The sequence below is a fragment of the Solibacillus sp. FSL R5-0449 genome, from assembly GCF_037975215.1.
GTDB lineage: Bacteria > Bacillota > Bacilli > Bacillales_A > Planococcaceae > Solibacillus.
Genome location: NZ_CP150239.1, coordinates 643,961 through 657,532, shown reverse-complemented (window position 1 = coordinate 657,532; position 13,572 = coordinate 643,961). Strand labels below are relative to the sequence as shown.

The following is a 13,572-nucleotide window of genomic DNA, read 5'->3' as shown; positions in this document are numbered from 1 at the left end:
ATATTGTTTCTATTCATAGGATAATTATCGGCATATTCTCACAGTTTGTTAGTTTATCTGGATAATATTAGCTTTGCCAAATTTAACAATGAAAAAAACTTCTACAACAAAAAAACTGCCTAAAAAGTTTTTACACTTTCTAGACAGCGTTGTTCATTATAATGCGTCTGTATATAATTTGCCTTCCGGTAAATACTCGGACATGCCGATTTCTTCCAGACCATTTTTAATTTTGTATGTGTGACCTAAACGGTTTTTCGATAAATAATTCGCTTTTGAAATCAGCATCTCTTCAAATACCGGTAATTGTGATGGATCTACATCTTTCCAGTTTTTATAAGCGTTGATCAAGTCTTCGAGCGTTAAGTGCTGATAATCATCACCGGCAAATTCACCTTTTGGATTTACGCGGTACCAGATATCTCCGTTTGAACGGATCCACTTGTTCTTCTCAATTTGTAATGCATGGCTAATTGATTTTGCCGCTTCTAAATATTTAGGATCCTGGAATTCTTTATATGCCAACAACAGAACATTCATCCCACCAAGTACATGGTTCATCGATGCATGTGTTGTCACCTGCTGATTCACAGGGAAGTAATCCGAAATGTAATAAGCATCTTTTGCCACACCAATTACATGCCCTGCCTGTTTTCGCGATGCTAAAAGATCTGCATAATTACGTAACGGTTCTTTATAATTCGGCATATTAAACTCTGCACCGGAATTATAGTAGAATAACGCAATCTGCTCATTAAAGCGCGTATCGATAAACGGTGCTGTAATGCCAAATAGGTTTTTCAAATACGTACTTGTTACTTCAGTCTTCCAGTAAGTCGCATCGCCTTTAAACTTATTCAAGTTAATGAACGAGTTTTTCACTAAGTTGGCAAAATAACGGTCGCCCTGTTCCTTAAATAAAACAAGTGCGCGGTCTTCTTTTACCAACAATAGATTACGCCCGAACCCTTGGTAAGATTTTGGCATTGGTTCTGTCGTTGTCGCCATTTTATTGTATGGACCTTCAGCTGTGTACCAGTTGTTACGTTTTTTATAGTTAAGCGCTGTTTCAAGCATCCAGCCATTCATATTTTCATCTGTTTCAAATAAACGCTCATTTGAATCCATATACCAAGTATCAACAATGTCGTTCCCGTTAGAAACGAGTGTATAGTAGCTGAATAAATCTTCGCCAAGCCATGCTTGTGAATAAGCTTCGTACTCAGATTCCAAGTCACGCATATAACTTGTACCGCCAGTATCTTTATAGCTTTGAGTTAATTGTTTTGAACGATATGCCTGTCCGACCATACGATCTGTCGCCAGCTTTTCGTTCGCCATAATGCGTAATAATCCAGTAGGGTATGAAGAAGAATCATATCCAAATACATCGGCTGAATTTTTTTCGATCGGGAAACGATCATAACGGTATAGACGGAAATTCGTTACGTTCGATGCTTTCTGGAATAGATCCACAGTCAGCTTTGATTTCCCTTTGTTTGCTAATGTTGTAAATACAAAATCATCGCCGTTTTCCAATGCACGCACCGTTACTTTTACTGTTGCGCCTTGGTTGCCGACTGCATAATTATAAACAGTATCTTTTGCAACACCGAAAGTTTCAGTTGTTGTGCCTTTAAATACAATCGCTGCTGTTGAACGCAGGTATAGCGGGTTTGCATCAGAAGTTACTTGTGCAAAGTTCATTTCTTCACGATTGTTTTTAAAATTACTGGATACTTCCGCTGCTTGTACTTTATATTCGTTTTTCGCAATTTGATTTGTCGCGACAAGGGCACGGTGAAGCATTACCGAGAATGTCACACGGTTAACCGTTGCTTTCGGATCAAAAGTGCCGTCTTCACGCCCAGTTGTGATTCCGTGCTGCGCTAAAATTTTAACATTTTCGCGGTGTGACTCACTGATTTTATTCCAGTCTTTAAATGTCAGTTCTTTACCTGTGTCTTTCAAATCAAATGCACGCACTAAAGTCGTTGCCATTTGTTCACGTGTTAACGCATCCGCTACACCGAAACGTCCGTCTGGTTTACCACCAAAAATACCAGCTTCATATGTAGAAAACACACCTTGTAAAAAGCTAGATTTCGTACTTACATCTGAAAACTTATTTTGATACTTACCGTCCGGAAGCTTTAATGCACCTTTAAACAAGTTTGCTGCCTGACCACGGTTAATGTTAAGGTTTGGTCGGAACTGTGCATCCGGATAACCACCGATTACGCCCATCTCCACAAGCTGCATTACTTCATTTTTTGCCCAGAAACTATCCGGTACATCCGCAAGTTTCTGCTTAACCGTTAACTTCTCGCCTGATAGCGGCTGATTAGCGGGCTGTTCTGACACTTCATTTTGTTCTGATACTTCATTTTGTTCTGCATCAGTTGCAGGCTGTTCAGTATTTGCCGGAGAATCTTGCTCTACTGATTCTTCGTTTTCCGGAGATGTTTCTGTCTGTGGTTCTTCTGGCTGAGCAGGTGTTGTTGTCTGTTCAGCATTTTTGTCGGCAGAAGTAGATTCCGCTTCCTGTTCATTTGTAACCGTTTCCTCTTGAACTATCGGATTATTACCGGGATCCGTAGTTTGAGTCGTAGTAGTGGTTGAATTTTGTACTGTTGGATTTTCAGCTTCAACTGTGCCTTGTACATTTGCATACGTTGCGGTTGGTAGCGCTGTGGATATAAATAGTAGCGAGGCTAACAGTGCTGATCTTATTTTCAACATTCGACAGATTCCCTCCTTTTATTTCAATAACGTATAAATTATACCGAATATCGCCATATATTTCACTGCAATGTACAACTTTTAATAGAATAGTAATATTCAAATTAAGTGTAGCACGCCACTTGTCGTGAAGCGATGGTAATTCTCGCTTTCTTTAGTAGGTATTTCTTTATTAAAATTTTGATATTCTCGTCTGTGGAAATGCGATTCTACTTTTGCACTTTATAGTTCTACATTTCGAAAAAAAGGTTCTACTTTTAGGTGAGGATTTTCTACATATTCACACTGAATTTCTACTTTCAGGCACAAAATTTCTAATTCTTTCGATAAATATTCTACTTTTTCTATCCCACTTACCTCTTTATCTCAAAAGAAAACACTTGAGCCCTATAAAAGACTCAAGTGCACAAAAAGCTATTCTACTCCAATTACGATAAAGTCATCTGAAGTTGCTTCAATCGCATTATATAAAAATGTTGCTAACTGGGCGCGCGTTAATTTCATATTCGGGCTGAATGTAGTAGCTGTCGTACCTTTCGTAATCCCGTAATCTACTAATGTTTGAATGTATTTCTTTGTTGCAGTATCCGTTAACTTATTAACATCGGTAAATTTCGTTTTTGCAGTAGTAGATTGCTCCAACTCAAAGCCCATCGTTAACATCTTCGCCAACTGGGAGCGAGTCAATGTAGCGTTCGGACGGAATTCATCACCATAGCCGTTCACAACACCTGCTTTATTTAATGCAGCGATAGCCTTGTAATATTTGCTTGATGTTGGAACGTCTTTGAACCCTGGATTGGACGCAGTACTATTTTGCAGGTTTAATGCATTTGCTAAATATAATGCCGCATCCCCACGTGTTGCCGATTTACCCGGCTCGTAAGTTTTGCTCGTTACACCTGTAATAATTCCTTCATTATATAAGGTTACGATTGCGTTTGCATGGGAATTTGTTTCTTTTACATCGGTAAACGGATTTGTAGCTGCCTGTACTGAATGACTACTTCCTATAACACTTGAAATAATGACAAATGCTGCAATAAGTATTGAGCCATAGAAATATCTCTTCATTTATTTCAATCCTTCCTCTTAAACTGGTTAGTATAATTATACAATAGTTTATCTTTTTATGTAGATGATTACTTACAGAGGGCCTCTCTTTAAATTTACGTCATTTTATTAGAAAGAATTTTGATTATATTAGATGATTTATACACTTTATTAGCACTTCCATAACTTATATTAGAAATTTGATATATTTGCAATAAAATTCAACTACATCTACGCCATAATAAGGCTAATTAAGTCGCTCTATAAACTTTATTAGAACAGTTAGCATCTATATTAGAAGTTCTGACTCACTTATTTGAACTTTCAATAGAGATATTTGAAGATCAAGCATTCTTATTAGAAGAAAGTAACTTTTTATTAGAAAACGGACAACTTATTAGAACTTTTTCATGTTTATTAGAAAATTAACCACTCTTATTAGAAAACTAGAAAGGCATACACGCCATTACGCATGTATGCCCCACCCAAATCTAGTTTGTTGTTAATGTTGGTGATAAAGTGAACGGGTGAACAACCGCATTTCCTGCTTCATCAACTACATCTTCAATTCCTGCACCTGCTGTAATCGTAACAGATGTATTTACTGTTTGATTCGATGCTAAAGTAACCGTTACTTTATTGTCTGTCGTCGATCCCGCTACTGATGCAATGCCTACCGTTGCTCCTGCAGCATTTACAATTACAAATGAATCTGTATCAAGACCGCTTACATTCTCGCTAAAAGTAAACTCGATTTGGTTAGCAGCTGTAAATTCAGCGGAGTTTAAGACCGGGCGAATATTTTCCTTCAAATTGACTTCAGTCGTTATATTTGGCTGAGCCGCAACTGAATCTTTCGCTCTAACATTTCTAATCGTTAATTCACGTGGGCCAGTTGTTGTTGTTTCATTCGGCGCCAATGTCAGAATAACTGTATCCAATGCATCACTTGGAACTTGAGCATTCGTAATTCTGGCATTTGGAATCGAGTAATTGCTCGCAACAGATGCTGAAGGTGCATCCAATACATGGTTAAACTTCAATCGCACTTGATTGTTCGTTAGTGTTGAATCCGCCACTGAAGTAGTAACAGTAGGCGCTGTCAGTACATTTTCATTATTAGAGTAATCCGATGTACGTTGGAAAGTGACTGCTTTATTTGCTGTATTCACACCATATGCACTATCTACTTCTGTGAATGATAACGTCACATTGTACGTTGCATTATCAGCGTCCCCAGTACCTAGTAAATCGTCCAGTTTCACGCGCACTACAGTACGATTGCCGTTCTCCCGATACTCTAACGCTGTTGCGGTACCATTAAATGTATGTGTAACGCCACCTTTAACATAGTTACCGGAAGCAGTAATACGAGAAGCATTCACTAAATCTACTGGTTTATTGAGTGTAATATTTAAATACTCGAAATTCCCTTCTCGTGTTACAGAAGTTGATGTCACTTCAGGTGCAACTGTATCCAGTGAGAATGAATGTGTCGTCATGAATGTATTCGTTTCACCTGAAATATCGGTAATTGTTTTACCGGCTGCTGTACCAATATTATAGACACCGGATAAATCATTTGTAGCAGTAACGATAAATGAACGGTCATCGCCCGGAACTGCATCAATTGCCGTAATCGCATTTGCCGAATTACCTAAACGTAACTCCAGATCACCGATTGCCGGTTTTTGAATTCGCTCGGAGAATGTCAGTCTGAATGTCTTCGGACCTGTTTGTGAAATACTTGTTAACGTTGGTTTAACTCCATCAGCTCCGCCCATTGCAAAGCTTGTCGTTAACGGGTTGGGTGTACTGAAGTTACCTGCAATATCACGCAGTCCTGCAAAGGTTGCTGTAACTGCAGTATTTGCCGCTAATGGCTGACCATTTACCATCGCATTTGATAAATCAAAGTCTGCATAAGTAGCACCCGCTGCAATTTCACCGGTAATGCCCGTTACATTCGTGCCATTTGCTAGTCTGAATGTAATACTGCTGTTACTAAATGCACGCAAAGGCTCAGAGAATGTAACGCGAACTGTTTTTGCGTCTCGGTTTACTGTACTGATCAATGTCGGTGCCACAGTATCTGTACCGAAATTGACAACATCATCATATGGAGTAACTGTTGTTCCCGCTGCATTTTTCACATTATTTACTTTTACAAGATAGCGTCCTGATAAAGCTGCAGCCCCGTTTGTAGAGATTGTCAAAGTACGGCCATCTTCGCTTAACTGTCCTCTTGAAAGTGTGACGCCATTATTGTCCACACCCGAAACTGTCACATAGTTTGCCAATTGTGCAGATGTTAAACTCGCAGGCAAATCTACTCTTTGATTGAATTTCACTTCAATTTGTCCTGCATTAAGCGCTTTCACAGATGCGACTTTCACTTCCGTCACGACATATGTTACTTTTGCCGAATAATCTTTACCGTCAATTTTAAATTCAACTGTTGTTTCCTCATTTTCAGGAAGATTATTCTCTAAAGTTACTTCATGCTCGGAGTTGTCGCTTAATGTAACTTTCAATTTATTTGCCGCAGTAGCTTCTGCTGTTTTTACTGTTAATGCAACATTATATGTGACAGAAGTTGAATACTCTTTACCGTTAATCGTAAACTTAACAGGCGTTTCCTTCCCGGCTTCCAATGGTGTATCCAATTTCACCGTATGTTCTGTATTGTCCGTAAGCGTGACTTTCAATGTTGATGCATCAACTACTTCAATCGCTTTTAGCCCTTCGCCCGGCACAGAAATTTGAAGCATTTTATACAGGAATGAAGAGAACTGCCCGCGTGTTGTGTTCCCTTTCGGATTGAAGTTAGGAACGCCCGTTACATTATAGTAATCTAAAACTCTAATCGCAGAACGTGCCTCAGCCTTTGCTCTATTATAATCAATGACATCCTCATTGAAATTTTGATTCAAAATATGTCCAAGGAAGTCAAAGTTTTTAATATTCGTATAAGCGCGCACTAAAACAACCGCCATATTTTCACGTGTAATCGGGTCTGCAGGTAACAGGTTTCCGTTACTTCCGTTAAATACACCGTTGTCTTTTACTAATGCCGCATATTGCAATAGTTCGTCCTGTGATGTGCTGCGCAAGTCTGAAAAGCGCATATTTGTTTTATAATCTGAAGGTATTTTATAACCTTGAGATACTAAGTATTTCCCTAATAGTTTTACAACATCCGATCGCGTCAATGTACGATTCGGTTTAAATGTGCCATCCGGATATCCTGAAATGATGCCTTGGCTTACGAGTGATTCAATTGCCAGTTCGTGAGTATTTCCCGCTGTATCCGAAAAACTTGCCGCACTTGCTGCCGGAACAATGGCTGATGCTACCAATGTTGTAGTAGCCGCCGTCGTCAAAAACTTCTTGTACTTTTTCTGCATCTTTATTAACCTCCTAGTTTGTAAAACATTTAGTAATTCCCATACCTACAACCTATGCATTTCCACTAATTATCTGAATATAAACATATTTTAGAGAAAATGACTATAAAGTATTATAAAAACATAAAAAAGCATATCTATCGAAATAGATATGCTCCAATTATTAGTAATTGATATTCGTAGGAACAGTAAACTGAAGTGGTGAGAAAACAAGTTTATTATTTGCTAGATCACTAACTGTCGAAGTCGCAGTTTGTGAAACAGTGACAACTTGGTTTGATTTTAACGGTTGAGCTAATCGAATTGCAACTTGTTCATTATTTGTACCAGTTGAATAAATTTGTGAAATCGGCACAGCTAAATCGCCCACTTTTACTTCAAACGAATGATTTAAAGCATTTTTAACAGACTCATTAAATGAAAGGATGATCGTATCAGTACCAGTAATATTATGATACACATATTGCGGTGCGACATTTTCATTTAAATAAACCAATTCTGTTTTTGGTTCCATCGTTACAATTGAATTTAACGCCCGTAGATTACTGATTGTCAAATTTGTTCCTCGTGGGTAAGCAATATCCCCTTCTTTGACCGTTAAATAAACTTTATGAGGTTCATTATGATTTACTACAGCACGCTGGATTGTCATACCGTCCAATACATAGTTTTGCAGGTTTGATGCCGTAACACCATCTACATATGTCGAGAACGTTATAACAATTGTTTTATTATCAATTACTGTACCTTGTCTTGCATTATATGACGTTTCCACACTTAATACAGAAAGCTTTTCCTCATTTTGCGCAAAATCCGAACCACGCACAAAATTCACTTGGTAGGCCGGGTTTACCGCTTGCCCATATTCACTCGTTACCCCTGTAAATGTAGCGCCAACTGAATATGTGTAGCCGGAATTTGCTGTCAGCCCAGTTAATGTACTTAGACGAACACGGATTGTTTTGTCATTCGTTGCTGATTTTTCAAGCTGCCCTACTAAAGAATCCTTTAATGGATACGTGTATCCGTTTAAAATATAGCTGCCCGTTAGTGTCACTTGCGCAAAGGCTGCTGTTTCTACATTGCGGTCAAATGTAAATTCTAAATATTCAATTCCTTTATCTTTTACAACATTCGTACTGACAACAGACGGGATTGTTGTATCAGCAACAAAGTTGTAAGCTGTTGAGAATACGTTTACTTCTCCAGAAACATCAGTAATATATTTTCCAGGTGTCGTTGAAATTGTTGTATAGCCGTTTAATGAACCACTTGTCGTAACAATATAGGAATTGACATCATCTTTATCTTTTATAATACTAGTAATTCCCGGTGAATACGTATTTTGAGCGATTGTGATATCTGCCGGTACGATTGTACGTACTTCTTCAGAGAATGTTAACTTAAATTTTTTAGCTCCTAATTGTGTAACATTCGTTAATGTTGGTACAACCCCATCCTTATCCCCTTTTGTAATATACGTAGTTAAAGGATTTGGTGAAGATAAGTTATTTGAAATATCAATAAGTGTTCCAAATGTGACCGTAATCGCTGTGCCTGGTGCTAAAATCTGCCCTTTAGCAGTAGCAGCCGATAGATCATAAATAACTTCTGTTGCGTTTTTTTCAATTGTTCCTTGAATACCTGATACAACGGTACCATTTGCTAATTTAAATTGCGTAACCCCAATCGGATTTGTAACTGGTTCTGTAAAAATCACTTTTACTTTAGTAGCCGATACATTTTCTACCTTTAATACGCCCGGAGATGTCTTATCAGGTAAGAAAGTTGCGATATCATCATATTTAATAAGCTTTTTTGATGTTGCTGATTCAATGCCATCCACAACAACACGGTAGCGTCCTTCAAGTCCAGCTGTTGCATTAATAGTCACCGTCAATGTGCGTTTATCTTCACTTAACTGTCCTTTTGACAATTGTACTTGTCCAAGACGATCGACACCCGTAACCGCCACCAATTTATTAATGGCTGCAGTATTTAACTCAGTTCCCAGCTTTACAGGCTGATTGAATGTGATTGCAACTTGACCCCCATTGGGATTTGTAACAGAAGATACCTTCAGATCCGGCACTTCGAATTTCACTTTTGTTGTGAACGTCTGTTCCCCAACTTCAAAAGTAACTTCAGTTTCAACATTCTCCACTAAAGGTGTTTTTAATGTCACAATATAAGCCTTATCATCAGAAAGCGTTACACGCAATTTGTCTGCAGCCTGTACTTCTACTGTTTTAACTGTTAAAACTGGTTTTTCGGGTTCAGGCGTCGGCACTTCAATTTGTAGCATATTATAAAGGAAAGTAGCGAACTGACCGCGCTTTGTCGGATCTTTCGGATTGAATGTCTTTTGCTTTGTTACTGCATAGTAAGCCAGTGTTTCAATTGACTCCTGATGTTCTACAGTTGTGCGGTTTAAGTCACTAATGTTTGATTTATATTCAGTTTCTTTCATCGCTTCTACATAATCATATTCATTGATTACTTTAAATGCACGTACTAAAACCGTTGCCATTTGGTCACGGCGTAACTGATCACGGTGCATTAAAGCACCATTACTTCCTTGGAATACTCCAACATCCTTCACTAATGCCGCATACTGCAATAACTCGTCCTGAGATTTGGCAGTTAAATCTGTGAAACGCATTTTCGTTTTATAATCTTCCGGTACTTCATGTCCCAATGAAACTAAATATTTCCCTAATAGTTTTACAACATCTGAACGTGTCAAATTTTGATTTGGTTTAAATGTTCCATCGGGATACCCCCCGATAATGCCTTGCTCAGATAATATAGTAATCGCGTTCTCATGACCACTGCCTTTAATATCCGAAAACGATGCCGCACTAGCTACAGGAACGATTGCCGTTGCTGCTAGAACAGCTGCTGATGCAGATGCTAGAAACTTAGAATGCTTTTTCATATGTAACGCCTCCAATTTTAATTCTCTTATTTATATATGTAGAAACTTTATTTGATTATGACTAACTTCGGAGATTACTAGATTTACGCTATCTAAATAAATAGTTTGTTCTTTATCGATAAAAGCTAATTCCTCAACTATTATCTCTTCATATCTCCAATTTCTAAACAGCGATATAACTTCCATACAATGAACTTCCAGGATATTCATTTTCGTTTGAAAATAGCCTTGAACATCTAAAAGAAGTCCATTTATTTTCAATTGACTAAAGAATTGCATAAAAATCCCTCCATAGTAAATATTGTATAGAATTCTATGTAAATTTACAAATTTTCATACAAAAAAGCTCCCTCTATTAAATAGAGGGAGCTAAAATCGAAATTACTACTATTATTTAGCTGTTACTTCGATGTTTAATTTTTGAGCGTTAGCACGTGCGCCTTTATCAGTTACAGATGCGTTATCGATAACTTTTACAGCTACAGTATCTACTAATGAGAAGTTGATTGGTGCAGATAGAGTTACACGTAATGTGTTATCTTTACCAGCTACTGGAGTTGCAGAAGCTAAAGTTTTTGAAGATACTTGACCATCAACGATTAATGAGAAGTCAGAAGCAAATGTACCGTTAACTTCAACTGCTTCATTATAAGTTAATTCGATAGTTTCGTTATCAACAATTACAGCAGAAGTTAATTCTGGAGCTTTTGTATCTTGAACAGCGATTGTTTGCTCATAAGCTTTAACTGTTTTTGTACCAGCTAAGTTTTGAACGTTAGATACTTTCATTACAGCTGAGCTGTTATCAGCAGTAATTGTACCTTCAGCTAATTTAATTGTTGCTACTTTGTTATCAGCAGAGATAGTAATAGTCGCACCAGTTAAAGTTTTACCGTCTAAAGTGTAGTTAGCTAAATCAGTTGCAGAACCTGCTACTGCGCCACCTTTTACTGCTTCTGGGAAAGTAACTACGATTGTGTCAGCAGTTGTTGTATCGAATGCACCTGCAGCCATTTCGAACTCAGTAGAAGTTTTAGCAGTACCGAAATCAAATGTCATATTGAATGCATCTGATTTATTTGCAGCTAATGCTAAGTCTGTAACTAACTCTTTGTTGAATGTTACAGCTAATTTACCTTCTACTAATACAGGAGTACCAAACTTGAATGATACTTTCTTAGAACCTTTTTCCACTGAACCAGTCAAAGTATCTAATGTAGAGTCAACTTTACCTTCAGCGTTTACTACAGTTGCTACTGAACCGAAGTTAATGCCAGATTTTTCAGCTAATGCTTCGTTGAATTCTACAACGATTTCTTCTACTTTACCATCTTCATCAACAATGATGTCATAGCCAGTAGCTACTGGTTTAACAGCGTCTTTTGTTAATGTTACAGATTTTGTAGTAGCAGCAAATTTGTTACCTAAAGCGTCAGTCATTGTACCGCCTAATACTACAGTGAAAGTACGTGAATCTTTGTTAGCAAAGATTGTGTTGTCTTTTAATTCAACTAAGAATTGTTTGTTGTCAGATTTTTCAACAACAGTTGCAGTATCGCTTGTTACAGCACCTAATAATTCATCTTTCACAATACCGTTAACTAAAGCATTTTTAACAGAATCAACATTCATTGATTTATCGAAAGTTACTAAAATTGTGTTGTCGCCAGCTGCTTCGATTGTAGCTGTTGGTGCAACAGTGTCTACAGTTACTTCAAATGCTTTTGAAGCTTTAACTGTTTTGTTACCAGCTGTATCTACAACGTTGAATAACTCAACAGTGTGAGATTTACCAGCTTCAACAGTAACACCTTCTAAAGTAACAGTTTTACCGTCAACTGTAATTTTTCCAGATGCAACATCTACACCGTTAATTTTTGCAGAACCAATTGATGCTTTTTCAGATAATGTAACTACTACTGTATCAGTAGCTTTACCTTTAGTTGTAGCTTTTACTGAAGCGATTGTTGGAGCAACTTCGTCTTTGTAAGTTACTACAGAAACATACTTAGCAGTTTTCACTAAACGATCTTTAGCAGTACGGATTGGTTCTACTACTACTGCAGCATCTTTAACGTTGATTGCAGTTGCAGAGTTTAAAGTTAAAGTTTTGCCGTCTTCAGATAATGTAGCTGTATCTAAAGTTGTACCTTGAATTGATACTTTGTTGTTAATATCTGATTTTAATACTGCTTCACTGAATTTTACTTCAACAGTTACGCCGTCAACGATGTTAACTGACATTACTTTTGGGGCTTCAACTTTGAAAGTTACTGTAGCAGTATATTCTTTACCGTCGATTGTGAAAGTTACTTTAGTTGCTTCGTTAGCTTCTAAAGCTTTTTCTAATGCTACTACATGAGTAGAATCATCAGATAAAGTAACGTTTAAAGTGTTAGCATCTACTGCTACCGCTTCTTTAACAGTTAATTCAACAACTGCATCAGTGTTGATTGTTTTGTTTAAGAATGAAGCGAATTGACCACGAGTTACTGTGTTTTTAGGGTTGAAGTTTTCAACTACAGTAATACCTAGGTCACGTAAAGCTTGGATAGCTTCGCGAGCTTCAGCTTTAGCTGTTGTTAAGTCAGCAACTTTAACGTCTTCGATTTCAGCAGCTAATTCTACTAAAGTAGTATCGTTGATTGCTTTGAAAGCACGGTCTAAAACTAAAGCCATGTTTTCACGAGTGATTTTGCCAGAAGCGTTTAATTCGCCGTTAGAACCGTTGAATACACCAGTATCAGCTACTAATGCAGCATATTTTACTAATTCTTGGTCTTTAGCATCTACTTTAATGTCGTTGAAACGAGCTTTAGTAGCATAGTCAGCTGGGATTTCGAAACCTTGAGCTTCTACCCATTTACCTAACATTTTAACAACTTGACCACGAGTTAATTCTTGGTTTGGTTTGAATGTACCGTCTGGGTATCCTTGGATAATACCAGCGTCAACTAATGCGTTAATGTTCACAGCGTGTGAGTTAGTGTCTGCTACATCAGAAAAACCAGCAGCTGAAGCTACAGGAACGATTGCAGATGCTACAAGAGTAGCTGTAGCAGCAGTTGCTACAAATTTAGTATATTTCTTAGGTTGGTTAGCCATAGAATGATTTCCTCCAAATAAAACAATTTTTTATCATTTTAGTAAATGTTGTCTCGTATATTACGATAACAATTATAAGTATATTAGTAAGATATTTTAATGTCAACGTTATTTTAGTTAGGATATAGTTACACTTGTAACATCAGTATTACCAATACCTTATTTATCAGTACTTTGTGTAATATTATTTGGTAATAACTTATTTACATGGTAATAATTAGTTTTTAGATATAATATTTTTATTTTCAGAATTATAACATTAAACTTTAAAATAACACTTATATGATTTCCTAATTAGTATAAAAATCCCACAAATAACACCTTAAC

General features: G+C 37.3%; 6 protein-coding genes. All 6 read right to left on the bottom strand.

Annotated elements, in window-relative coordinates; all coding sequences use genetic code 11:
• Positions 1 to 156: 156 nt before the first annotated feature.
• The 6 genes from MKY27_RS03155 to MKY27_RS03130 all read right to left on the bottom strand — a co-directional run bounded on the left by MKY27_RS03155 (position 157) and on the right by MKY27_RS03130 (position 13,245).
• Positions 157 to 2,742 carry an S-layer homology domain-containing protein gene (locus MKY27_RS03155; RefSeq protein ID WP_339197650.1) on the bottom strand — a complete coding sequence of 862 codons (2,586 nt, stop codon included), beginning with the start codon at positions 2,740 to 2,742 and terminating at the stop codon, positions 157 to 159.
• Between the two features lie 414 nt (positions 2,743 to 3,156).
• Positions 3,157 to 3,816, bottom strand: a complete 660-nt coding sequence (locus MKY27_RS03150) for an S-layer homology domain-containing protein (RefSeq protein ID WP_339197648.1) — start codon at positions 3,814 to 3,816, stop codon at positions 3,157 to 3,159.
• A gap of 470 nt (positions 3,817 to 4,286) precedes the next feature.
• The gene (locus tag MKY27_RS03145; RefSeq protein ID WP_339197646.1) at positions 4,287 to 7,202 is read right to left on the bottom strand and encodes an S-layer homology domain-containing protein; all 2,916 of its coding nucleotides are present in this window, start codon (positions 7,200 to 7,202) and stop codon (positions 4,287 to 4,289) included.
• A gap of 163 nt (positions 7,203 to 7,365) precedes the next feature.
• Positions 7,366 to 10,140, bottom strand: coding sequence for an S-layer homology domain-containing protein (locus MKY27_RS03140; RefSeq protein WP_339197644.1), 2,775 nt, complete (start codon positions 10,138 to 10,140; stop codon positions 7,366 to 7,368).
• 30 nt (positions 10,141 to 10,170) lie between these two features.
• Positions 10,171 to 10,419: a hypothetical protein gene (locus tag MKY27_RS03135; RefSeq protein ID WP_339197642.1), complete on the bottom strand. Its 249-nt coding sequence runs from the start codon at positions 10,417 to 10,419 to the stop codon at positions 10,171 to 10,173.
• 111 nt (positions 10,420 to 10,530) lie between these two features.
• Positions 10,531 to 13,245: an S-layer homology domain-containing protein gene (locus MKY27_RS03130; protein WP_339197640.1), complete on the bottom strand. Its 2,715-nt coding sequence runs from the start codon at positions 13,243 to 13,245 to the stop codon at positions 10,531 to 10,533.
• Positions 13,246 to 13,572: the final 327 nt, after the last annotated feature.

Bases quoted from the DNA above. Each gene is read 5' to 3' on its own strand.
- MKY27_RS03155 (WP_339197650.1), bottom strand. From the start codon at position 2,742: ATGTTGAAAATAAGATCAGCACTGTTAGCCTCGCTACTATTTATATCC.
- MKY27_RS03150 (WP_339197648.1), bottom strand. From the start codon at position 3,816: ATGAAGAGATATTTCTATGGCTCAATACTTATTGCAGCATTTGTCATT.
- MKY27_RS03145 (WP_339197646.1), bottom strand. From the start codon at position 7,202: ATGCAGAAAAAGTACAAGAAGTTTTTGACGACGGCGGCTACTACAACA.
- MKY27_RS03140 (WP_339197644.1), bottom strand. From the start codon at position 10,140: ATGAAAAAGCATTCTAAGTTTCTAGCATCTGCATCAGCAGCTGTTCTA.
- MKY27_RS03135 (WP_339197642.1), bottom strand. From the start codon at position 10,419: ATGCAATTCTTTAGTCAATTGAAAATAAATGGACTTCTTTTAGATGTT.
- MKY27_RS03130 (WP_339197640.1), bottom strand. From the start codon at position 13,245: ATGGCTAACCAACCTAAGAAATATACTAAATTTGTAGCAACTGCTGCT.